Here is a 24123-nt window from a genome sequence, read left to right on the forward strand (position 1 = left end):
TCTGCGCCTCTTTTTTGTTTGATCGCAAAAGAAAAAGACTCTAAACAAACTCCTGCTTGAGTTTATCTACAGTCTAAAGCGAATCTATTCTTTGCTATCCATCCAGATGGTGACGGGCCCTGAATTGGTCAATGACACATCCATCATCGCGCCAAAGCGGCCAGTTTCTACATGAATGCCTTTTTCTCTAAGGGCTTTATTGAAACATTCGTAAAGGGAGTTCGCGGCATCTGGCTTGGCTGCTTTCATAAAATTCGGTCGTCTGCCCTTTCTCGTATCACCATAAAGGGTAAATTGAGACACAGACAGGACGCTTCCTTTTACATCCAATAACGAATGATTCATTTTCCCGTTTTCATCTTCAAAAATACGTAAATGTGCAAGCTTTTCTGCTAAATAAAGCACATCTTCTTCTGTATCTTCATGTGTGACACCAACGAGCACCATATACCCTTCATTGATGGCACCTGTGATCTCTTCTTCTACCTTCACAGATGCACTTGTCACACGCTGCACTACAAGCCTCATAGACGATATACTTCCTTTCTAATTCATGAATCGGCGAACAGAGTAAATGTCTTTGATTTGTTTAATGCGCTCTACTACTTTGTGCAAATGGTTAATGTTTTGGATAAAGATCGCCATATGGATCGTCGCCACTTTGTTACGGTCAGACTTCCCAGAAACTGAAGAGATGTTCGTTTTGGTTTCATTGACTGCTTGAAGCACCTCATTGAGTAAGCCGCGTCTATCATATCCTAATATTTCAATTTCCACATTGTATTCTTTACGGTTTCGAGCAGGCTGTTCATGCTCCCACTCTACTGGGATTAACCGTTCCTGCGCTTCTCCTGTCTTCACGTTCGGACAGTCATCACGGTGAACAGATACGCCCCTGCCTTTCGTAATAAAACCAACAATGCTATCACCTGGAACAGGATTACAGCACTTAGATAAGCGGACAAGCAGGTTATCTATCCCTTTGACTCTTACGCCTGCTTCTCGTTTTTTCCCATGATACGTCTTTGACTCTACTGTCACTTCTTGAACAGTTTTCTCTTGTTCTTCTTGATCTCTTTGTTTTCTTTCTTTTTCTGTTAAACGATTGGCGACTTGGAGTGCAGTAATTCCGTTATAACCAACCGCTGCATACATGTCCTCTTCGTTTGAAAAATTAAATTTGTCAGCCACTTTTTGCAGGTTTTCAGCTGTCAGAATGTCTTTGACATCAAACTCAAGGTTTTTGATTTCTTTCTCCACGAGTTCTCGGCCTTTTTCGACATTTTCTTCACGGCGCTGTTTTTTGAAAAACTGTCTGATCTTGTGCTTCGCTTGGGAGGTTTGGGCAAGTTTGACCCAATCCTGACTTGGTCCATAGCTGTGCTTAGATGTCAGAATTTCAATAATGTCACCTGTTTTCAGTTTGTGATCGAGCGTGACCATCTTACCGTTGACTTTAGCACCGATCGTTTTATTCCCAATTTCCGAGTGAATCCGGTAAGAGAAGTCAATCGGAACTGAACCTGACGGCAGTTCAATGACGTCTCCTTTTGGTGTAAACACAAACACCATATCAGAGAAGAGATCGATCTTTAACGATTCCATAAATTCTTCTGCATCTGTCGATTCATTTTGGAATTCAAGGATTTCTCTAAACCAAGAGAGCTTCTTCTGGAAGACAGCTTCCTCCGTTGATTCTGCTGACTCTTTTCCTTCTTTGTATGCCCAGTGCGCTGCAATTCCGTACTCTGCAATTTCATGCATTTCCACTGTACGGATCTGAACTTCAAGCGGGTCACCTTTTGGCCCAATCACTGTTGTATGAAGGGATTGGTACATGTTCGGCTTTGGCATCGCAATATAATCCTTAAACCTGCCTGGCATCGGCTTCCAGCATGTATGGATAATACCGAGCACGGCATAGCAGTCTTTAATGCTGTCAACCAAAATACGAACAGCCAGCAGATCATAAATTTCATTAAACTGCTTATTTTGCAGGACCATTTTGCGATAAATACTATAAATATGCTTTGGTCTGCCGGAAAATTCAGCCTTGATGTTCACCTCTGACACACGGTCTTTCACTTCATTAACAACCTCGTCCAAGTATTCCTCACGTTCCGCTCGTTTGCGCTTCATGAGATTCACGATCCGGTAATATTGCTGCGGATTTAAGTAACGGAGCGCTGTATCTTCAAGCTCCCACTTAATCTTTGAAATCCCTAATCTGTGCGCAAGCGGTGCAAAGATTTCAAGTGTTTCATTTGAAATTCTTCGCTGCTTCTCCTGAGGAAGGTGTTTGAGCGTTCTCATATTGTGCAGACGGTCTGCCAGTTTAATTAAGATGACGCGTATATCCTGCGCCATTGCCACAAACATTTTTCGATGGTTTTCGGCCTGCTGTTCTTCTTGTGATTTATATTTAATCTTCCCGAGCTTTGTCACACCATCAACAAGCATCGCAACTTCTTCGTTAAAATGCTCTTTTAAATCCTGTAATGTCACATCCGTATCCTCGACAACATCGTGCAGGAAACCGCCTGCAATGGTCGATGGGTCCATTTCAAGGTCAACAAGAATCCCCGCCACTTGAATTGGATGGATAATATAAGGCTCACCAGATTTCCGGTATTGCTCCTTGTGTGCATTTTCAGCATATTCATATGCTCGCTCTATAAATTGAATATGTTCAGCGGACAGGTATTCTCTTGCCTTGTCAATGACCTGCTGCGCCGTTAAAACTTGTTCGTTCGCCATGGAATCACCTTTTTAAATGAAAACTGTATTGTAGTTTATTATCAAGAAAAATTCGATAGATGTAAAGAGAAGAAGTCCGCTAAAAGATTTTTGATAGGAAAAAAGCACCCTTCTTACCGAGTGCTTTTTGCGTAAAACTCCATTAGTATTGCATTAACGTCAAGATGTCGTAACCGTCAAGCTTCTTTCTGCCGTCCAGATACGTCAACTCAATCAAGAATGCAATTCCTGCCACAACGCCGCCTAATTCCTCTACAAGCTTGATGGATGCTTCAATTGTTCCACCAGTCGCAAGTAAGTCATCTGTAATCAGGACACGCTGACCAGGACGAATCGCATCTTTATGAATCGTTAATACATCTTTACCATATTCTAAGCCGTAATCGACTTTAACGACTTCACGAGGAAGCTTTCCTTCTTTACGAACTGGTGCAAAACCTACACCTAGTGCGTATGCTACAGGGCAGCCAATAATGAATCCACGCGCTTCAGGTCCAACAATGAGATCAATGTCTCTTTCCTTCGCGTATTCAACGATTTGATCCGTTGCATAACGGTACACTTCGCCTTTATCCATTAACGTTGTAATATCTTTAAATTGTACACCTTCCTTTGGGTAGTCAGGTACAACTGTCACATATTGTTTTAAATCCATCTTTTCCTTTTCCTCCTCGTACGTCAAAGCACAGGTGAGACTTCGCTCATCATGCTATTCAGCCATTCCTTCAGCTCTTTGGCTGAGGAATATGTTAGTGTTTGATCGAGTTCCATCAATCGTTGTTTTGCTGTATAGGATGCTGATGCCGTTAAATCTTTTTTAGGGGCATCACGTACTATTGACAGCACACCATTCTCTATTTTAACAAAACCGAGTTCAAAAAACACCTTTGTCATAAAAATGATTGTTTCTTTTGTCCAGCCTCTATGTTTGGCAAGCTCCATTCCTTGTTCTTTGAGGGGGAAACTTCCTCGTTTTAACAAGAATCCATAAAACCATTTGAATTGATCACGGCTAGGGAAAGAAGACATAAAATGATCTTCTTTTCTTTGAAAAACCGTATAAACTCTAGCTGGCTTTTGGTTTTCTAAAAGTCGCCTTAGCAAATGCTCATCTGCAGGAACATCCGCAAAGACGATATACTTGCCCTCTACATCGAACGTTGAAACATTTTCTGCATGGACATGATAAATTGGGATATTGACTTCCTGTTTTGTTTCTTCGTCAAAACAGACCACCACATATTTTTCTGGATCAAGCGTGGAGATTGTCTTTTCCCAATCCTTTTTGCCGCGCAAATCAAACAGCTGCCATTCATCTACTCGGGCATCTTTTAGCATAAGCTGAGGTTTCTTCCGGTTATTCCATTCATTGATGGACATTTCACCAATGACGGAAATGCGGCTACCTGTGACAATTTCTTCTTTTAATTGGCCTTGATGAAAACCGACACAGTCAAGCAGCTTGTCTTCGTCTTTCAGAGACATTTTAATATGATTCTGATTTGCCCCAATCGTTCGGATCTCTTCAAGCCTCGCATCTTCAATCATGATGAACGGCTTTGGATTCTGCATGCCAAATGGTGACAGCATCCCCACTTCTTCAATCGCTTCAACCGTCAATTCGTCTACCTTGCATACGGCATCGACCCGCTGAATCGGAATAAAATCTTCTTCTGTCAACGTTTCATTCGCATATTGATTTAATCTTTCTCTTAGTAAAGGAACATCATCCGCTCGAAGTGTCATACCCGCAGCCATCGGGTGCCCGCCGAAATGCGGCAGAATGTCACGGCATTTGCTTAAATGGAAAAATAGATCGAAGCCAGGAATACTCCGCGCTGATCCTTTTGCCATTTGCGTCTCTTCATCTATTCCAAGCACAATCGCCGGACGAGAAAATCTATCCGTCAATTTAGAGGCAACAATTCCGACAACACCCGGATTCCAGCCAGCTTTCGCTACAACGATCGCAGACTGGTCATCACCTGTCTCTTCAACCATTTGAATGGCTTCTTCTGTGATTGTACTCACAATTTTTTGACGTTCTTTATTGAGTTCTTGTACAAAACGAGCGAGCTCTTCTGCTTCATCCTTATCCTCTGTCATGAGAAGATGAACAGCTGGATCTGCCTGCTCAATTCGCCCTACAGCATTCAGCCTTGGCGCAATTTGAAAGCCGACCGTTTCTTCATTTGCTTCTTCAAGAGTAGCTCCCGCTTCTTTCAATAACGCTTTCAGCCCCGGTCTATTCGACTGTCGAAGCTGCACAAGCCCTTTTTTGGCGAGCCATCTATTCTCATCATGAAGCGGCACAAGATCCGCTATTGTCCCAATTGCCGCAAGATCTAACAGCTGAGCTGGCAGTTTCCCAAGAAGTGCATGTGCCACTTTAAACGCTACGCCTACACCGGCAAGTTCTTTAAAGGGATACTCACAGCCCGGCTGCTTAGGATGGACAATTGCAAGTGCCTCAGGCAGCTCCTCACTTGGTTCATGGTGATCTGTAATGATCAGGTCTAACCCTATTTCTTTTGCAATACGTGCTTCATTTACAGCTGCAATGCCTGTATCGACCGTGATGACAAGCGATGCGCCTTGCTCTTTGATATATCGAAAAGCCTGTTCATTAGGCCCATAGCCTTCTTTAAATCGATCTGGAATATAAAAGTCTACTTTCGCAGACCGCTCTTTTAATGTATGTAAAAGCACAGACGTACTTGTCACACCATCCGCATCATAGTCTCCGAAGATCACAATCGATTCCTGCTCTTCGATCGCTTTGTTGATGCGCTCTACTGCTTCTTTCATCCCTTTTAATAGAAATGGATCATGAAATTCGGCTTTTTGATCAAATAAAAAAGACCTCGCTTCTTCTACTTCTTCGAGTCCTCTTTTTACAAGAAGCGATGCAGTCAGCGCTGAAATATTCAGATTTTCAGAGAGTGATTTCACTTTTTCTTCGCTTGGATGTTCATATTCCCAGCGCATTTTGGATAATAACATAAATTCACCCCTCAACCACACTATTATACTAGAGTGGCCTGAGGGGTTTCAATTTTAATTTTATGAAATTGTGCTGGAAGATTATTTTTCCTTCCGGTTAAATGATGCTGGCTGTTCTTTTAAAGGCGTCACATTCGGTTTCTTTTGAACGTCTTTGTCGATCTTTTTATTCGAAGCAGCAGGTGCAGGTGCGGCTGCACGCTCAGCTTTTAAAGCCTTTAGTTCACGTTTTAGTTTCACAATTTGGAAAATCCCTGCGAAAGCCACAATGAGTCCGCCCATTAGCACAGAACCAATAATGACAAGAATCAGCGGCCATTCAGCCGTTCCAAATAAGTAGTCAACTTGCACTGGCCGCACATTGATCACGGCAAATACTGAGACAATTAATACGAAAATAAATGCGAAGATGATGGTCCATTGTTGTTTGTTCATCTACATATCCCCCAAGCTTTTTCTTTTATTCTTCCCTTTTCCTTGTCCTTTTTAAACACAGAAAGAAAATAGCGGAAGAAAATCTATCAGCATGGGCATGATTAGCTGCTGAGTTTTTCTTTAATGAGGTTCTTTATTTCTTGTCTTTCTCCAGAAATAACAAGGGTATCCCCTTCTTCAATGACCGTATCAGGTCCTGGATTTAACATCTTCTCATGTGATTTTCTCACGATAGCGATGACTGTTACTTGATCATTTTGGCGGACATTGAGGTCTCCGATTGTCTGCTGAACAGCTGGTGCATTCTTTTCAATCTTAAACCATTCAATCATCAGTTCATCAATGGCTACCTCTACAGTTTCAAGCGCTTTCGGCTTATATACCATGCCGCCTAAAATAGCTGCAATTTGTCTTGCTTCTTCATCGTTTAGCAAAATACCAGAAATAGATTCTTCATGGTCGTCCTCTTGAAAATGATACATTTCTCTTCTGCCGTCATCGTGTGTAATGATGGCAAGCTTCTCATTATTTCTTGTGATCATTTCGGCTTTGTGACCGATACCTGGCAGTTCAGTTTCCCGAACCTTCATAACAGCCCCTCCAATGAATAAAGCCAAATGCCTCAAACGGACACTTGCTTTCTATACTGCTCTAAACGTATGTCATTATAGCAAAAGACCATTTCAAGATCAATGATACCCGAAATGTTTTTTTCGAATCGACTTATTCTCGGGAAATCTATAGAAAAAAGACTGCCAAAAAGGCAGCCTTTCTCAATTAAATATCTTGCTCAGTATCAATCTTCGCCGGCTTTTTCAACTCACGGCCTTTCCACATGAGCCAAATTTGTGCTGCGATATATAGAGATGAGTACACCCCTGTTAACAGACCGACAAGTAAGGCGATGGAGAAGTTTGTAATCGACGCCGATCCGAAGATAAGCAGTGCGATCACAACAATTACGACAGTGAGTACCGTATTGATAGATCGTGTAAAGGTTTGCTGTAAACTCAAGTTGACGATGTAAGATAGATCTTCTACCGTTTTTGGTTTACGTTTCTTCATTTGCTCACGAACCCTATCGAACGTCACGATCGTGTCATTGATCGAATACCCGATCACCGTGAGGATCGCCGCAATGAAGGTCACATCTACCTCTAATCGTGTGATACTAAAGAATGCCACAATGAAGAATGCATCATATAAAAGGGAAGCAATCGCTGCAATGGCCATTTTATATTCAAAACGAATGGAAACATAAATAATGATCCCAATCGAAGCAATGATGATGGCATATAAAGCATTGCGTGCAAGTTCTTTTCCGACAGTAGGAGACACCGTGCTGACATTCGGTTCTGTACCATACTTATCTTTAAAGTAATCTTTCACTTCTGCGATTTTTTCTTTATTTGGCACACCAACAAATCTTGCCGCTGCTTGATTTTCTTTTTGACCAGATAACACAACACTATCTGTATCAAGATCTAATTTTTGAAAGTCTTGCTCAATTTGAGCAGTTGACAGCTTATGGTCACTTTGAATGTCTACTCTTGTACCACTTGCAAAGTCAATACCCGCATTGAGTTTGAAAATCGAAAGGACGATAATCCCCGCAATGGTAATGGCTACTGAGAAAATCATGAAACCTTTTCGCTTGCTGACAAAATCCCATTTATCAAACGGTGTTTTTGGTTCAGTATTTTCTGTTGTTTCATGAATATCGATGATGTCTTTTTGACGGACACCAAACCAGCCTTTCTTGCGATCGAGCGCGCGGCTTTCCACAAGCAGTCCAAGAAGGAATCTTGATAGGAATACAGCCGTAATAAAGCTTGTTAAGATGGAAAGGATCAGCATAGTCGCAAACCCTTTTACAGAACTTGTCCCGAAGAAGAAAAGGACGCCCCCTGCAATAATACTCGTTAAGTTTGCATCAAAGATGGTCGCAAATGATCGGCGGTTCCCTGACCTGAAAGCAGAACGGACAGATTTACCGAGCTTAAGCTCCTCTTTGATTCGTTCATATGTGATGATGTTGGCATCAACCGCCATCCCTACTCCAAGAATCAGTGCCGCAATTCCAGGAAGTGTCAGAACAGCACCCATCCAGTCAAACACCTGTAAGGTAATATAGATATACGTTGATAACGTGATGACAGCAATAAGACCAGGTATTCGGTAATAAAAAAGCATGAATAAGAAAATGAGGGCAATTCCCACAATCCCTGCAAAGACAGTTTCATTTAATGCCTGTTCACCAAATTGCGCACTCACTGATGTGGAGTACTTTTCAGTTAATTTCACTGGCAATGCCCCAGCATTTAAAATACTTGCAAGGTCTTTTGCCTCTTGGACAGTAAATTTCCCTTCAATTTGCACGTCACTGCTGTTAATTTCTTGATTCACATTCGGCGCAGAGACATACTTGTGGTTTGATTTTGAGACTTCTTTTTTGAAGGAATCTCCTTTGTGGTAATCAAGCCAAATGACAAGCTGGTTATTCGGCGCCATCGCCGCTACTTTTCTTGTGACGTCACCAAATTTTTTCGCATCCTTTAGTTTAACCGTCACAATTGGCTCATTCGTTTGACTGAATGTTTGTTTTGCACTGTTTTCGACCAAGTCAGCCCCGTTTAGGAGTTCTTTATCATTCGTATCTCTGAAGGATAGCTGTGCTTCAGTGGAAAGAATCTCCCTAGCTCTGTTTTGATCTTTTACCCCCGCAAGTTGCACGCGGATACGATTGTTGCCTTCAATCGAGATGTTCGGCTCACTTACACCTAGCACATTGGCTCTTCGGTTTAAAGCCTCCACTGTACTGACGAGGACACTATTTGTAATCTTGTCCTCTTTTTTCACTGGATGTACATCATACAGGACTTCAAATCCACCCTGCAAATCCAGCCCTAGCGTCATATCTTTCGCAACAGGCTTTGTTAGTAAGCCTACGCCAGTTCCGATTAACAGAACCACTAAGAAAAACGCAAGAATGCGCCCTTTTTTCATTATGTATTTCCTCCTTAAACACCTGAATCCATTAAGATGGCTTATTTCAACAGTTCATCTAGCATATTCTTGCCATCTTCACTGTCCAAAAAAGCAGACGTTTTAAACGACTGAACGGTTGCATAGTTCATAAATTCGCCAATTTTCACAGATAAAATATCTGCAACCATTTCATGAATCGGATACTCTTGTTTTTTCTTCCACTTCTTATTCTCTAAGTATGACCATAATTCCTCTAAATCTACATCTTTATAGCCCAAAACGATGAATTCTTCAAGCTTACTGAACAGAAAAGGCTTTAAATGGTCTTTGTAAATTGCAGCCGGATGTTGTGTCAATGGGATGCTCCCCCTTTTCAGTTTTTATCGAGAGACTTGTCATGCTTGGACGATATACACGCATATCTTATTGTATATGATTCTATGTCGTTTGAGAAGGCAGGTGATCTTTGATTTGACGAAGCAAACGTTTTTAAAGGGCACGATTATTTTAATTTTAGCAGGTTTTATCACGAGAATATTGGGTTTTGTCAATCGGATTGTGATTGCAAGGTTCATTGGCGAAGAAGGAGTCGGGCTTTATATGATGGCTGCCCCTACCTTTTTTCTCGCTGTGACGCTGACACAATTTGGACTGCCTGTCGCTATTAGCAAGCTTGTCGCAGAAGCAGAAGCCCGGGGTGACAAACAGAAAACTAAACGTATTCTAGTCATGTCCCTTGCGATAACAGGGACACTCAGCCTGATATTCACGCCGCTCTTTTTATGGTTTGCACCCATCATGGCAGAAAATATGCTGACAGATCCTAGAACGGTCTATCCACTTCTTGCTATTACGCCCGTTGTCCCAGTCATCGCCATTTCCAGTGTTCTGAGAGGATATTTTCAAGGCAGACAGCAAATGAGCCCGCTTGCCATATCTCAAGTACTGGAACAGGTCGCAAGAATTTCTCTAGTGGCAGTATGTACAACAGCTTTCCTTCCTTATGGGATTGAATACGCGGCAGCTGGTGCGATGATTTCATCTGTCATTGGAGAGATGATTTCACTTGCATATTTACTGATTGCCTTTCGTTATAAAAAGACCATTCGTATTCGAAAACGATTTTTTAAGGCGATTCATGACGGTAAGGATACGTTTAAGCAGCTGATGAGTATTGCCCTGCCAACAACAGGCAGCCGTTTCATCGGGAATATTTCGTGGTTTTTAGAGCCGATAGTTGTCGCGCAAAGTCTTGCTATTGCTGGATATGCGGCTGTAGAAGCGACACGGCAGTATGGGGAGTTGACTGGTCTTGCGCTGACCCTTTTGACACTGCCTAGCTTTATTACGTACTCTCTATCCACTGCATTGGTCCCGGCGATCAGTGAAGGAATGGAGCAGAACAAACGCAAAACGGTCGAATACCGGCTGAAGCAGGCGATGCGTCTTTGTCTACTCAGCGGAGGCATTTCCTGTATTATTCTTTTCGTTTATGCAGAAGATTTAACGCTCTTTATGTATGGTTCATCGCATGCGGCTATCTATGTGAAATTCATGGCCCCATTTTTTCTATTATATTATTTTCAAGGGCCGCTTCAAGCTGTCCTGCAAGCACTCAATTTAGCTGGCGCGGCGATGACGAATAGTCTGATAGGTGCTGTTGTGAAAACAGGGATGATTTTTGTCCTTGCTTCACAGCCGGGCTTTGGCATTATGGGGGCAGCACTCGCGATATTAATCGGCATCGTCCTTGTCACGCTGCTTCATGCGGCAACTGTCGGTAAAGTACTGCCTATTCATTTACCAATGAAGGAATATGGGATATGCGTTCTTGTGATCATCGGCACCGGGGCTGTCAGCCTTTGGCTGAAGTCTCAAGTAAACGGGCTCTTTTCTGCCCCTATTGAGCTTGTGACGCTGATCTTTGTTACGTGTATGCTATATGTCATTCTATTAATCTGTCTAGGGCTAGTGAAGCGTGAAGAGCTTCGCCGCCTCCCATTCATTGGGAAACTGCTTTAGCTCATCTCTTCTTGATCACTTCATCTTTCAAATCAATATAAAATGTCTTTTGATTAAAGCTGCAGTAGGAAATCTGATCAATTTCATGATAGCCCCTTTTGGCAAGCTCATCTTTCAGCCACTGTTCATTTTGATTAATTTGCTTCAGATGATCGTGCTGTACAACACCATCTGCAATAAGTGGCAGCTCAAGCGCTCCGTGTGTGTGCTTGTTTTCTTTTTCAACGACCGCAAGCTTTCCGGATGGCTCTAAAATGGCGTAAGAGACATCCTGAATGCTATCGATGTTGTTTTCTCTTAATTGAATAAGCAGGTCATCAAAATTGTATCGCTGTTTTCTCATCGCACCCTCGTCGATTTTCCCATTGATGATGAGCAGGGCCGGTTTGCCGTCTAGAAAGCGCCGGACACCTTGGAATTTCAATGAGAGGTAGGCGAGTGTGATTTGAATGAAGGTTAACAGCAGGATCGGCCATACCGTATGTAACATGTGATCTTCGACTTCTTCTATGGCGAGAACTGCAATTTCTGCGATCATCATAAAAATGACAAGATCTAAAATACTCAATTCGCCAATTTCTCTCTTGCCCATTAACCGAAAAATAAACCAAACAAGAAAATATAAAATGATTGTTCTCATGGAGATAATCAAGATGTCCTGCATGTGATGTAAACCTCCTTCTCCACCATAGCTTGTGTCAAAACACTTTATTTATGTAGAAAAGAAAGCCTCTGTTTTTATCGTGAGAAACATGTCTATTTTTTCTTCATGGTGAATACATTTTAGTAAAAGACAAGCTTCGGTCAATTGGAGAGGAGACGAATCACATGCAGGAAACGAAACAAATCGGAAAAGGGATTTTATCCGGCTTAATGGCCATTTTTATCGTGATGATTGTCACAAGTTTACTTGTATCGCTCATGCTTACCTTCACAAGTATGCAGGAATCATCGTTTAAATGGATGATTATGATTTTGTCCTTTGTGGCACTTTTATTAGGAGGGATCATTTCTGGAGGAAAAGCAAAGGAGCGCGGCTGGCTCATTGGCGCGATCACTTCTATGATCTTTTCTCTCACTGTATTCTTATTTCAATATTTAGGGTTTGGAGAAACCTTTTCACCAGAGCAGTTTATCTATCATGGGGCATTTCTAGGGATTTGTATGCTGGGCGGAATGATTGGCGTCAATCTTCGAGGCAAATAAAAAAAGAGCGAATCATATCGCTCTTTTTTTATGGCTATGTATCGGAGGATTAACCTTTGTCAGCTAATTCTCTAATAGCACGTCGATCGAAAGTTAAACGGTTGTTCTCGCTAGTTTTGATGACCACTTTTGATTCATCAATGTAGTCGATTTCACCGTGTAAACCACCGATTGTGACGATTTTATCGCCTTTTGATAAAGATTGCTGCATCTGACGCACAGCTTTTTGTTGCTTTTGCTGTGGACGGATTAACAAGAAGTAAAGCACAGCAAACATGACAACAATCATAATGATTGAACCCATACCACCATCCATTCTATTTCACCCCTTTCTAAAGCATTATAAAGCCTTTCGTTTATGCGTTAAAAGTTTTTCGCATTCGGTTCGTTAAAGCCATAACGTTCAAAAAACTCTTCTTTAAAATCACCTAAACGATCCTCACGGATAGCTTCTCTCACTTGCTCCATTAATTTTAACAGAAAATGAAGATTATGATAAGTTGTTAATCGAATTCCGAACGTTTCATTTGTTCGGATTAAATGTCTAATATAGGCGCGTGTGTAGTTTTTACATGTGTAGCAGTCACAATTTTCATCGATTGGTCTGAAATCACGCTCATATTTTGCATTTTTCACAACAAGACGTCCTTCGCTTGTCATCAAGGTGCCGTTTCTTGCAATTCGCGTCGGCAATACGCAGTCAAACATATCTACACCGCGAATGGCACCGTCAATTAAGGAATCTGGTGAGCCGACACCCATTAAGTACCTTGGCTTGTCTGCCGGTAACAATGGCGTTGTGAACTCCAGTACACGGTTCATCACATCTTTTGGTTCACCAACAGATAAGCCTCCGATGGCGTAGCCTGGGAAATCAAGTGAAACCAGATCTTTTGCACTTTGTTTACGAAGCTCTTCGTATTCTCCGCCTTGGACAATTCCAAACAGCCCTTGATCCTCTGGACGCTGGTGCGCTTCTAGACAGCGCTCTGCCCATCTGCTTGTCCGCTCCACAGAACGTTTCATGTAGTCGTACTCTGCTGGATATGGCGGACATTCATCAAATGCCATCATAATATCAGAGCCAAGCGCATTTTGGATGTCCATGGCCTTTTCAGGAGAAAGGAACAGCTTGTCTCCGTTTAAGTGATTACGGAAGTGGACGCCTTCTTCTTCAATTTTTCTAAATTCACTCAAAGAGAATACTTGGAATCCGCCTGAATCGGTCAGAATCGCTCGATCCCAGTTCATAAATTTGTGCAGCCCGCCTGCTTCTTTCACAATGTCATGACCCGGACGGAGCCATAGGTGGTACGTATTGCTTAAGATGATGCCTGCATCCATTGCCTTTAGTTCTTCAGGTGCCATCGTTTTGACTGTAGCCAGTGTACCTACCGGCATAAATACAGGTGTTTCAAAGGAGCCGTGCGGTGTATGAACGCGTCCTAGTCGTGCACCTGTTTGTTTGCATGTTTTAATGAACTCATAACGTATCGGTAATTGCGACAAAAATGAGCCCTCCTGTCTTTGTTGTATGATGTTATTGAATCAGCATGGCATCGCCAAAGCTGAAGAATCGGTATTCCTCTTTTACAGCCTCATTGTACGCTTTTAGTACATGCTCTCGTCCAGCTAATGCGCTGACAAGCATGATTAACGAGGATTTTGGCAGATGGAAATTCGTGATCATGCCATCAATGGCCTTGAATGTATAGCCTGGGTAAATAAAGATTGACGTCCAGCCGCTTGACGCTTTGAATTCGCCGTCATGCGCACTTGCAATGGTTTCGAGCGTTCTCGTTGACGTTGTCCCAACTGAAATAATCCGTCCGCCTTCCTTGCGAACGCGATTGAGCTCTTCAGCTGTTTCTTCATTCATTTCGTAAAACTCTGCGTGCATTTCGTGTTCTTCAATACGTTCTGCACTGACCGGACGAAAAGTACCAAGCCCCACGTGCAGTGTAATGAAAGCTATATGCACACCTTTTGCTTTCAGCGCATCCAGCAGCTCGTTTGTAAAGTGAAGACCAGCAGTTGGAGCAGCAGCGGAGCCAACCTCTTTTGAATACACCGTTTGATAGCGTTCACGATCGTCAAGCTGCTCTTTAATATAAGGAGGCAGCGGCATCTCACCGAGGGATTCAAGTACTTCATAAAAAATGCCTGTATACTGAAACTTAACTTTTCTTCCGCCATGTTCCATCTCTTCTGTACATACCGCTTGAAGCCGTCCATCACCAAATGTGATAACCGTTCCTTTTTTCACCCGTTTGGCTGGTTTTACAAGTGTTTCCCAGTTGTCTCCCTCCTCTTGTTTTAATAGAAGAAGTTCAACTTTTGCACCTGTATCCTCTTTCATTCCAAACAAACGTGCCGGCAGAACGCGTGTATTGTTTAAAACGAGACAATCACCCGTTTGAAAATAATCGGTGATTTGTGAGAATGTATCATGTGTCATCGCACCCGTTTGTTTGTTTAAGACCATCAGTCTTGATGCATCTCGTTTTTCAAGCGGCACTTGTGCAATCAATCTTTCTGGTAAATCAAAATCAAATAGTTCTAGCTTCATTTCCTTCACCTATTCTGTAGTTAACTAGTTAACGTTATTTCATCCGTCCAAAGATATTAAGTAATATGGTTAGCACAATGCTAATGGCAATGCATGTGATCACAGGAAAAAAGAACGTCACATTTCCTTTTTTCACAAAAATATCACCTGGAAGCTTACCAACCAATTGAAATACTAATCCTGCGGCAAAAAGGACACCACCTAAAATCATCAATATTTTAGGGAATTCAGTCACGAATCGGAACCTCCATTTGAAAATGTTCATACGCTTCTCTTGTGACGACCCGTCCTCTTGGTGTTCTTTGCAGGAAACCAATTTGCAGTAAATACGGTTCGTACACATCTTCAATCGTATGTGATTCTTCTCCAATTGTCGCTGAGATTGTATCAAGCCCTACAGGACCGCCTCTAAATTTTTCGATCATACTTAAAAGCAGCTTATGATCTATATGATCCAGACCAAGCCTGTCGACTTGAAGGCGCTCAAGGGCATCTTCCGCAATGTCCTCGGTAATCGCATGATTCCCAAGCACCTGCGCAAAATCTCTTACTCTTCTGAGCAGACGATTGGCAACCCTTGGCGTGCCCCGGGAACGTCTTGCGATCTCTTCGGCTGAGCGAAGATCGATCCCAATCTCAAACAGCTCGGCTGTTCTTGCCACAATGTGAGCCAAATCTCTTTGCTCATAGTATTCCAATCTTGCATGTACCCCAAACCTGTCACGAAGCGGTGCTGTTAAAAGCCCTACACGGGTCGTGGCACCTACAAGTGTAAATGGCGGTAAATCAAGCCGTACAGAGCGCGCTGTATCTCCCTTGCCAATGACGATATCTAAACAAAAATCCTCCATTGCCGGATAAAGCACTTCCTCAATTGAGCGCTGCAAGCGATGAATTTCATCTATAAACAACACATCACCTGGCTCAAGAGAAGTTAAGATTGCCGCCAAATCGCCAGGACGTTCAATCGCTGGTCCAGATGTTGTACGCAGCTGAACATTCATTTCATTGGCGATAATCGACGCAAGCGTTGTTTTCCCGAGTCCAGGCGGTCCATATAAAAGGACGTGATCGAGTGTTTCCTGCCTCATGCGGGCAGCTTCAATAAACACACTGAGGTTATCTTTTACTTTTTGCTGACCGATATATTGGCTAAGTGTCTGTGGCCGCAGACTTTGCTCAATGGCTGATTCATGGTTGTCTGCTTCAGTTGAGACGAGCCGTTCATCCATGAGACATCACCCTATTTCAACATTTTTTGTAAAGCTTTTTTCACATATTGATCGGTTGTGAGATTCTTTTCTTCTTTTAATAATGGAAGAACCTTTTTAATTTCACGATCACCGTATCCAAGAACATTTAAGGCTTCAAGCGCTTCGTCTAATGCCGTTTGCTGCGTTTCGACCTGAATATGGTCCTCGTGATTAAATAGGTTGCCAATCATTTCCGGTACGACATCGGCTAGCTTTCCTTTTAGATCGAGAATGATTTGGCGAGCTGTCTTTTTGCCAACACCAGGGAACTTAATCAGGAACGCTTCATCTTCACGTTCTATCGCTGAAATGACAGCGCCAGGATCACCGGAAGCAAGAATCGCTAGAGCCCCCTTCGGCCCAATCCCCGTGACATTTAACAGTTTTGTGAACAGCGCTTTTTCTTCTCGCGTTTGAAATCCATATAACGAAAAAGCGTCTTCCTTTATGTAATGATACGTATAAATCGTTTCTTGTTTGTTTACTTGATAGATAAACGGGTTTGGGGTATAGACTTGATATCCCACTCCGCCGTTTTCAATGACAACATATTGCGGGCACACATAATCAATGGTCCCTTTTACAAACTCTATCACCGTTTTCACCTCTTTGACTGTTCTTCATTGTAACATAAATCGAGAAGAAAACCGCAATAAAAGTTAACATACGTTCGCTCAATGCATTTTTACGATAAAACCACGAAAAACAGCTTGCGGCCTTCACACCAGCAAGCTGTTACACGCTTTAAAACGATATTTCATTTCGGTAAGGCTTCATGACTTCAAGCACATGCTCAAATTCATCCTTTGTTCGAAAAGGAATGCCTTGCTCAAGCTGCTCCTCCACATGACTTTCTAAACGGGACGTATCAATTTGAAAAAAGAGATGAATAGGCTCCGCCCAGCCGTCAGGCCTTCCATGAAACGTAGAAATCACACCGTCCTCTGATAATCCGATATATCCATTTGCTTTACTTAATGGAGAGATATCATCAATTTGCTTTCTAAAAAGCGCAAAATCCTCTCTCTGTTCTACTAGCGTCCAGCCTTTATACTGTGCCCAGAATGTGTCTTTGTCTTCTAATGAAGCCCGGTGTCTTTCAATACTCACATCTCCGTCTAGATAGACTTTTTCAAGCTGCACGGTGATAGAGTTTGACTGCTTTTGCAAGTGTTCTTTTCCTTCCATATCCGCAGCGAAAAAAAGCACACTTGTCATGATAAGTCCTGTAACGAAACATTTCATCTTCACTTTCACTATTTACACCTCTTTAGAACATGAGATCGATGCATGACATATGTAGTTTGACCCATTTTTCTAAACATTAACCAAATCGATGAATGAATATATGGGAAGAGTCTTTCGTTGTATCCTTCATTCGTAAATGGTATGTTTTATACAATCCATTGCTTTATCGAATGACTCGGTTTTTTCATCATTCGTTTTTCAGCCGCATAAACTGAAACCAAAGAAGGTGAAGTCAATGTCAGATGTTAAAAGATTAGCCGAATCGATTCAGTATCATGAAGATAAACGTCTTCATAAGCTTGCCTTTAAACCGGCAGAGCTTGAACTGTGCGGCAAAGGAAGAAGTGCCTATGTCTTTTCATACAAAAAAGACGGCAAGAAAATGGCACTAAAAGTCTTTTTCCCTTCTTATCACCATATTGCCCGCAAAGAAGCCGCCATTTATGAAAAACTTTCTGGTTCGTCTTACTACCCTGAGATTTATGAATCTGGGGATCAGTATATTTTAATGGAATATATTAAAGGCTACACATTCTATGAATGCCTCACAAAGGGGATTCCTATTAAAAAACAAATGATTGAACAAGTGGATGATGCGCTAGAAGAAGCACGCGAGAAAGGATTGAATCCTTCTGATATCCATCTGCGGAATCTGATCTTAACAAAGGAAGGCCAGGTCAGGGTCATCGACGTAGCCCGTTTCACACAAACAAAAGCATGCCACCAATGGAATGATTTAAAAGCCGCTTACGCTTATTATCAAAAACCTTTTTTCCCTAAAAAAGCACCGCGTCTATGGCTTGAAGTGATTGCTTATTTGTATAAAAAGAACTGGCTGTCCCGCGGTCAGCTTAATAATCGAAATGATTTTTCTGCATAATGAAAGCCGCTCAGAGAGAGCGGCTTTCTGTTTTAATCTGTTTCTACGTGGATGCTATTCACATTTAATAAGTTAATGATTTCATTATTCAGCTTAAACCAATGATTGGCTTCTTCAATTTTCTTATACACATCATAGGTAGCTGGGCGTTTTAGCTCGAAATCAAGCACTTCTCCATTGTTCATATGAAATGTTACCTTAAATACTTTCATCATAAGATCACCTTCCACTCTTTCTTGTTAGCTGGCCAAATAGATCGGCTCTTTTCATTCATTCTCTATTCAACACGTTTCCCCTCCTTCTTTCCTTTCAAACACAAGAAGTTTAAATTTTGTTTAAATTCAAACAACATCTCTATCCCTCTGCTTTGCAAAGAAGTATATTATTTAAAAAGGAGGCTGTCTTCATGAAACGGAAAAAGAAACGAACATCTCCCGAAAGACAAACCGTCTTTTTTCATTTAACAGATGCCCTCATTCCGAGTTTGGACATGATGGTACTTGCATTAAAAGCATTTTTCCACCTCTTAAGAAAAGCCTTTTCCGCCATCTGATAAAACCCCGCACAACATACGTGCGAGGTTCTTTTTTAGGATGAATAAATTTGACTTCCTTGGCTGATAAACTCTTTCGCCTTCTTCTCCATCTCTCTTTTCACTTCTTCTGATTGATTGCGAATATCATGGGAAATTTTCATACTGCAAAACTTCGGTCCGCACATCGAGCAAAAATGGGCAGTCTTAGCCCCTTCCGCAGGCAATGTTTCATCATGGAACGCCATAGCTCTTTCTGGATCAAGTGACAGGTGGAATTGGTCACGCCACCTAAATTCAAACCTTGCTTTCGATAAAGCATCATCGCGCTTTTGAGCAGCAGGATGTCCTTTTGCTAGATCAGCGGCATGTGCGGCAATTTTATAGGCAATCACACCTTCTCTTACATCTTCTTTGTTCGGCAGACCTAAATGCTCTTTTGGCGTCACATAGCATAGCATCGCTGTTCCATACCAGCCGATCATGGCCGCACCGATGGCGGATGTAATATGATCATATCCCGGGGCAATATCTGTTGTAAGAGGCCCTAACGTATAAAATGGTGCCTCTTTGCAAATCTCCATTTGCTTGTCCACATTCTCTTTGATTTTATCCATCGGAACATGTCCAGGCCCTTCAATCATCACCTGTACATCATGTTTCCAAGCGATCTCTGTCAATTCACCTAACGTTTCAAGCTCTGCAAACTGCGCCTCATCATTGGCATCAGCAATCGAGCCTGGTCTCAGACCGTCTCCAAGTGAAAAAGCAATATCATACGTTTTCATAATCTCACAAATGTCTTCGAAGTAGGTATAGAGGAAATTCTCTTGATGATGGGCAAGACACCACCTTGCCATAATGGCACCGCCTCTTGAAACAATTCCGGTCACCCGATCGACTGTCAGCGGAATATACCTTAACCTCACGCCCGCATGAATCGTGAAGTAGTCTACTCCTTGCTCTGCTTGTTCAATTAATGTGTCTCTGTACACGTCCCACGTCAAATCTTCTGCCACTCCATTTACTTTTTCAAGCGCCTGATAAATGGGAACGGTTCCTACTGGGACTGGGCAATTCCGTATGATCCATTCTCTCGTTGTATGAATGTCCTTTCCTGTAGACAGGTCCATCATGGTGTCTGCACCCCATCTGATCGCCCATGTCATCTTTTCTACCTCTTCATCAATGGATGATGTCACAGCTGAATTGCCAATATTCGCATTGATTTTGACGTGAAAATGCCTTCCAATAATCATCGGTTCACTTTCAGGATGGTTAATATTCGCTGGAATGACTGCTCTTCCGCTGGCTACCTCCTCTCTCACAAACTCAGGGCTTAGCTCTTCTCTTAACGCGATAAACTCCATTTCAGGCGTAACAATACCTTTTTTTGCATAATGCATTTGCGTCACACAGGCACCTTGTTTTGCGCGGAGCGGCTCATGATGAAAATCAGTATGAACATGATGAAAGGACTCTTTTTCCTTAGAACGATATCCGTTATCTTCTGGTTTCACATGCCGCCCTTCATAGCTTTCTGTATCCCCTCTTTCTTCGATCCATGCTGCCCTAAGGCGTTTTAATCCCTTAGTGACATCAATATGGGCTCTCTCATCGGTGTACGGTCCACTCGTATCGTACACACGAATCGGTTCATTTTGAATGTTCCCCGCCTGTGTCACAGTTTTTGAGAGGGCAATCTCCCTTTTTGGCACTAAAATGTCAGGTCTTGATCCTTTCTCATACACCTTTCGGCTGCCGTCAAAGCTTGATAATAAGGATTGAGTTGTTGGGGTATTTTTCTTTTCTTTCATTTGCTGTTCTCTCCTTCTCTTCTTGTCACCGGACAGGATGGAATCAGCACCAGCAAAAAAACCAGGCTCTATGAACAGAACCTGGTTTCGTCGACAGAAATAAACATGAATGTCATTCATATGACCCATGTATCATCTTCAACTTCCCCACGCTGGTACGAGCCAGATCAGGTCCAAAGGGTTAAGAAGCATACACTTCTCTCTCAGCCCAACTGCGGGCACCCCTAGTCACATTTATTGATTTCCACAACAGTGTAGCATAGAGATGCCATAAAAAAAAGAATTTTTAGGAAAATAGTTCCTTTCCACTACAAAAGAGATACAGCAAGCTTGATATGCACCTTTATATACATCATCTCTCCCAATCATTTCGATAAAATATGAAATAATCATCGATCCTTTTCTCCTATTATGTATAGTTAATCTAAACTGAGAATTTTTATACGAATTTTCCCAAAGGAAGTTCTAGTCGATTGCAAACATTTCTCGCATTTATCGTCGTAGGATTGTCAATTCCTCTGCCAGTTGGAGCGATCACGGTTGAAATGACAAAAAGGGATTAAAAAACGGATTCTTTCATGGATGCTGAATTTGCTCAGTTTTTATCACTGCCATTTGTCCAAATCCCGCTCTGGCTGATCGGAGCAGTATTCTTAATAATTCGGATCAAGACATCCATTTAGCTGGCGAAAAAGTCAATAAATCATTCGCAAAAACGTACAGAAACGGCTTGCTTGTTGCGGTGTCCCCTGGAAACCTTGTGTTCTGGGTTTCAGTATTCGGTGCTGTACTGGCAGATGCATATCCAAAAACAGATTCATCTGAATTTATGCTGGCTTCAGGCGGTATTTTGGCAGGGATTCTCCTTCATGACATCTGTCTTCTCCCCCTTGTATCCTTAACAAGAAAGGTATTTTATTACTTGGATTTGGCTGGTATTTCTTTAACGATTTTTATACAAGCATCAAGGGTTATTTTTAAGAAAAGGCTAAAGTTCTTGAGGAACTTTAGCCTTTCTTATTCTCCAACCTATCGAGTCATGCCTGTTTGGCCTGTTTCAAATTGTGTTCTTCTCATATCTCTAAAGCGTGTGAAAGCACCCTCGTCTTTAATGACTTGGACAGCTCTTCCATCCGCATAACGAGTCGCTGCTTCTTCAACTTGTGATACGCCCTCTGACGTCAAACGTCCATCTGATTTAATGGCAATATACACATTTTCATCTGTCACCATCACCTGTGAGTCTGCAACGTGGTTCATTTTATTGACACGGTTGGCAATTTTTCTTGAACGCTGGACGTTCTCTTGTTTATCGTAGCCAGAGAACGACATTTGGTTATGATAGTTCATATCTCCATGACTGTAGCGTCCATCTCCACCTGCGAGAGGCATTCGATCATCGGCTTGAGGACGGGTGCGATAATCAACATTCGTTGTGTTCCCACCGTTCATCCCCTCCATGAGTTCAGAAACTGGCCCTTGATGATCTTGATTATTGTCAGCCGCACGGTTATTCGAATGATATCCGACTGGCTGACCTGATTGATTATGACGTGTATCTACACCTGCATTATCATTTGTACCACATGCCGTTAACCCAATAGGAAGAAGCACTAATGCGATCGTTTTTTGCCATTTTTGTCTCAAACGAAAAACCCCCTGTACAAATTCAATCTCATGAGCGCGAAACAGGCTCTGTTTTAGCATGTACAGTTTGGGAAAAAATCAAGCTGTCAGTTATAAACAAAAAAAGGAACGATTGAGATCGTTCCTTCCAGATTGTTAAAATGATCTTTATTTTAGCCCTTTGTCTCTTTTTCAGCGTGATAGAAAACCTTTGCAGTCTAGGAAGGGCGAGCACCGGAGCGGAGCGAATTTGACATTCGTGAGCACCGGAGCACAGCCCTGACAACGAATGCGAGGGTTTGTCTACACGCTGAAAGGAACGATTGAGATCGTTCCTTCTGTCATTACTCTTCTTCGTCTTCTTCTGGTCTTGCAAAAACAGATTGACCTGGATATGGCTGCATATAAGGCTGAGCTGGAAAAGCCCCCATTTGGCCATAAGGAACAGGATTCGGATAATGTCCTGGCCACGGCTGATGCTGCTTCATGCCATCATCACATCCGCAGTCTTCCTTGCCATAAGCTTCATTTGAAACGTTTGGATAAAAGCCTTGATTCACGTTCGCATTGGCATTTGGGTGCATATGGTGGTGCCAGTGATGCCCGTCGTTTGCATGATGTTCATAATGTTCCCCGTAATAAGCTGGCGCTTGATACGCAGGATAATACGGCTGAGCTGGGTATGGATATGGCATCATGTGATGGTGATAATATGGCTGGACAGGATAACAAAGACCTGAACCTGGTAAAATTGGCGATGCTGGCACCATTTGTTGCGGGTATGGATACATTGCCGGCATGTAATGTCCATGACCAAAACCATAATAAGGATCATATGAATCATGATGCTGGTGATGGTGATGATGCTCTTTATTCTCAGCCATTCCTCCTACCGCTGCGCCTCCAACATTCGGCATTTGCGGGAAATTAGGAAGGTTTGGGTAATTGCTTTGCTCCATATCTTTTCCCTCCTCCTTTTGATGCGGAATATGAATAAACGGATCATACCCCTTTGCCACTTCATCTTTTAGATGGCCTTTATTTTCATCATAAAAATGGTCCTTGTTATTTTTATGGTCCTTATTTTCATGATGAAAATGTTCCTTGTTATCTTTATGGTCCTTATTTTCATGATGAAAATGTTCCTTATTATCTTTATGGTCCTTATTTTCATGATGAAAATGTTCCTTATTATCTTTATGGTCCTTATTTTCATGATGAAAATGTTCCTTGTTATCTTTATAGTCCTTGTTTTCATGATGAACATGATCTTTGTGATCCTTTTTGTCATGAACATGATCTTTCTTTTCATGAACGTAATCTTTTTTCTCATGATGTTCTTTTTTGGGAGGAGGCGTGAATGGCTGGTAGAGATTGGTCTGATAATAGTTCACATCGACTTGTGGAAAAACTGGATGCTCGATCTTTGGCACTGGCGGTACATAAGGTACCGGTTCATTTGGCTTTTCTTTCGGCTTCGTATCTTGCACTTGCACGACATCTTTTGGCTTTTCTTTCACATACGGATGTTCTTTCGGCTTTGGCATTTCTTTTGCTTTGTGATGATCTGTTTTTACAGGAACACCACTAGATGGAATCTTGATCTTCATACCCGGCATGATCAAATCTGGGTTACTGAGTTGTGAATTTAGTTTTTTCAATTCTTGAAAGTCGACTCCGTATTTCTTTGAAATTTTCCAAAGGGAGTCTCCTTTTTGCACAATATGAATTTTCAACGTTTTCCCCTCCTATGCAAAACGTGAACGTAACGGTTATGTCAGAAGTAC

24 protein-coding genes, 1 pseudogene and 1 riboswitch are annotated in these 24123 nt (G+C 42.1%); of the genes and pseudogenes, 5 read left to right on the forward strand and 20 right to left on the reverse strand.

Annotated features, from left to right (window positions below; translation table 11 throughout):
- Positions 1–84: 84 nt before the first annotated feature.
- The 8 genes from dtd to C6344_RS08105 form a co-directional block, all read right to left on the reverse strand.
- On the reverse strand, positions 85–528 hold the full coding sequence (gene dtd / locus C6344_RS08070) for a D-aminoacyl-tRNA deacylase (protein ID WP_060596866.1): 444 nt from the start codon (positions 526–528) through the stop codon (positions 85–87).
- Between the two features lie 18 nt (positions 529–546).
- A complete protein-coding gene (locus C6344_RS08075; RefSeq protein ID WP_060596867.1) occupies positions 547–2757 on the reverse strand; it encodes a RelA/SpoT family protein in 2211 nt (736 codons plus the stop codon).
- 142 nt (positions 2758–2899) lie between these two features.
- Positions 2900–3412 (reverse strand): adenine phosphoribosyltransferase, encoded by a 513-nt coding sequence (locus tag C6344_RS08080; protein WP_034661543.1) that lies wholly within the window; start codon positions 3410–3412, stop codon positions 2900–2902.
- Between the two features lie 23 nt (positions 3413–3435).
- Positions 3436–5760, reverse strand: coding sequence for a single-stranded-DNA-specific exonuclease RecJ (gene recJ / locus C6344_RS08085; protein WP_106036924.1), 2325 nt, complete (start codon positions 5758–5760; stop codon positions 3436–3438).
- 81 nt (positions 5761–5841) lie between these two features.
- Positions 5842–6195, reverse strand: a complete 354-nt coding sequence (locus tag C6344_RS08090) for a LapA family protein (RefSeq protein ID WP_106072392.1) — start codon at positions 6193–6195, stop codon at positions 5842–5844.
- 101 nt (positions 6196–6296) lie between these two features.
- Positions 6297–6785, reverse strand: a complete 489-nt coding sequence (locus C6344_RS08095; protein WP_066030599.1) for a cation:proton antiporter regulatory subunit — start codon at positions 6783–6785, stop codon at positions 6297–6299.
- Positions 6786–6972: 187 nt separating this feature from the next.
- Entirely contained in the window at positions 6973–9201 is a 2229-nt protein-coding gene (gene secDF, locus C6344_RS08100; RefSeq protein WP_060596871.1) for a protein translocase subunit SecDF, read from the reverse strand.
- Positions 9202–9242: 41 nt separating this feature from the next.
- The gene (locus tag C6344_RS08105) at positions 9243–9539 is read right to left on the reverse strand and encodes a post-transcriptional regulator (RefSeq protein ID WP_003216788.1); all 297 of its coding nucleotides are present in this window, start codon (positions 9537–9539) and stop codon (positions 9243–9245) included.
- 115 nt (positions 9540–9654) lie between these two features.
- Between C6344_RS08105 and spoVB the strand changes: the two genes are divergently transcribed.
- On the forward strand, positions 9655–11205 hold the full coding sequence (spoVB, locus tag C6344_RS08110) for a stage V sporulation protein B (protein WP_095285508.1): 1551 nt from the start codon (positions 9655–9657) through the stop codon (positions 11203–11205).
- 1 nt (position 11206) lies between these two features.
- Here the strand turns inward: spoVB and C6344_RS08115 are convergent, their stop codons facing one another.
- Positions 11207–11869 carry a DUF421 domain-containing protein gene (locus tag C6344_RS08115; protein WP_060596873.1) on the reverse strand — a complete coding sequence of 221 codons (663 nt, stop codon included), beginning with the start codon at positions 11867–11869 and terminating at the stop codon, positions 11207–11209.
- 164 nt (positions 11870–12033) lie between these two features.
- Between C6344_RS08115 and C6344_RS08120 the strand changes: the two genes are divergently transcribed.
- Positions 12034–12411 (forward strand): TIGR04086 family membrane protein, encoded by a 378-nt coding sequence (locus C6344_RS08120; RefSeq protein WP_034661565.1) that lies wholly within the window; start codon positions 12034–12036, stop codon positions 12409–12411.
- 49 nt (positions 12412–12460) lie between these two features.
- Here C6344_RS08120 and yajC read toward each other — a convergent pair whose 3' ends face one another.
- The 7 genes from yajC to C6344_RS08155 form a co-directional block, all read right to left on the reverse strand.
- Positions 12461–12727, reverse strand: coding sequence for a preprotein translocase subunit YajC (yajC, locus tag C6344_RS08125; RefSeq protein ID WP_003216659.1), 267 nt, complete (start codon positions 12725–12727; stop codon positions 12461–12463).
- Between the two features lie 47 nt (positions 12728–12774).
- The gene (tgt, locus tag C6344_RS08130; RefSeq protein ID WP_060596874.1) at positions 12775–13920 is read right to left on the reverse strand and encodes a tRNA guanosine(34) transglycosylase Tgt; all 1146 of its coding nucleotides are present in this window, start codon (positions 13918–13920) and stop codon (positions 12775–12777) included.
- 31 nt (positions 13921–13951) lie between these two features.
- The gene (gene queA / locus C6344_RS08135) at positions 13952–14980 is read right to left on the reverse strand and encodes a tRNA preQ1(34) S-adenosylmethionine ribosyltransferase-isomerase QueA (RefSeq protein ID WP_034661572.1); all 1029 of its coding nucleotides are present in this window, start codon (positions 14978–14980) and stop codon (positions 13952–13954) included.
- A gap of 34 nt (positions 14981–15014) precedes the next feature.
- Positions 15015–15215 carry a DUF2905 domain-containing protein gene (locus tag C6344_RS08140; protein WP_034661574.1) on the reverse strand — a complete coding sequence of 67 codons (201 nt, stop codon included), beginning with the start codon at positions 15213–15215 and terminating at the stop codon, positions 15015–15017.
- Positions 15208–16212 carry a Holliday junction branch migration DNA helicase RuvB gene (ruvB, locus tag C6344_RS08145; RefSeq protein ID WP_060596875.1) on the reverse strand — a complete coding sequence of 335 codons (1005 nt, stop codon included), beginning with the start codon at positions 16210–16212 and terminating at the stop codon, positions 15208–15210. Before ruvB ends, C6344_RS08140 begins: the two co-directional genes overlap by 8 nt.
- Positions 16213–16223: 11 nt before the next feature.
- On the reverse strand, positions 16224–16829 hold the full coding sequence (ruvA, locus tag C6344_RS08150; RefSeq protein WP_034321303.1) for a Holliday junction branch migration protein RuvA: 606 nt from the start codon (positions 16827–16829) through the stop codon (positions 16224–16226).
- Between the two features lie 148 nt (positions 16830–16977).
- Positions 16978–17478, reverse strand: a complete 501-nt coding sequence (locus C6344_RS08155; protein ID WP_181185478.1) for an intercompartmental signaling factor BofC — start codon at positions 17476–17478, stop codon at positions 16978–16980.
- A gap of 238 nt (positions 17479–17716) precedes the next feature.
- Here C6344_RS08155 and C6344_RS08160 point away from each other — a divergent pair, with 238 nt between their 5' ends.
- Positions 17717–18361, forward strand: coding sequence for a serine/threonine protein kinase (locus C6344_RS08160; RefSeq protein ID WP_060596876.1), 645 nt, complete (start codon positions 17717–17719; stop codon positions 18359–18361).
- 32 nt (positions 18362–18393) lie between these two features.
- Here C6344_RS08160 and C6344_RS08165 read toward each other — a convergent pair whose 3' ends face one another.
- Complete coding sequence (locus tag C6344_RS08165; protein ID WP_003216799.1) at positions 18394–18576, reverse strand: hypothetical protein; 183 nt, start codon at positions 18574–18576, stop codon at positions 18394–18396.
- Between the two features lie 191 nt (positions 18577–18767).
- On the opposite strand from C6344_RS08165, the gene C6344_RS18840 reads away from it, so the two are divergent.
- Complete coding sequence (locus C6344_RS18840) at positions 18768–18914, forward strand: hypothetical protein (protein WP_189313012.1); 147 nt, start codon at positions 18768–18770, stop codon at positions 18912–18914.
- A gap of 35 nt (positions 18915–18949) precedes the next feature.
- On the opposite strand, the gene thiC is transcribed toward C6344_RS18840, so the two are convergent.
- Positions 18950–20710 carry a phosphomethylpyrimidine synthase ThiC gene (gene thiC / locus C6344_RS08170; protein ID WP_106072861.1) on the reverse strand — a complete coding sequence of 587 codons (1761 nt, stop codon included), beginning with the start codon at positions 20708–20710 and terminating at the stop codon, positions 18950–18952.
- A 127-nt stretch (positions 20711–20837) separates the two neighbouring features.
- A riboswitch (TPP riboswitch) is annotated at positions 20838–20946 on the reverse strand.
- Positions 20947–21183: 237 nt separating this feature from the next.
- On the opposite strand from thiC, the pseudogene C6344_RS08175 reads away from it, so the two are divergent.
- Positions 21184–21691 (forward strand): annotated as a pseudogene (locus tag C6344_RS08175) (lysine transporter LysE).
- Between the two features lie 48 nt (positions 21692–21739).
- Here C6344_RS08175 and C6344_RS08180 read toward each other — a convergent pair.
- Complete coding sequence (locus C6344_RS08180) at positions 21740–22357, reverse strand: YhcN/YlaJ family sporulation lipoprotein (protein ID WP_060596878.1); 618 nt, start codon at positions 22355–22357, stop codon at positions 21740–21742.
- Between the two features lie 323 nt (positions 22358–22680).
- Positions 22681–24072 (reverse strand): SafA/ExsA family spore coat assembly protein, encoded by a 1392-nt coding sequence (gene safA / locus C6344_RS08185; RefSeq protein WP_060596879.1) that lies wholly within the window; start codon positions 24070–24072, stop codon positions 22681–22683.
- Positions 24073–24123: the final 51 nt, after the last annotated feature.

This window comes from Bacillus sp. GBSW19 (genome assembly GCF_002998655.1).
GTDB lineage: Bacteria > Bacillota > Bacilli > Bacillales > Bacillaceae > Bacillus.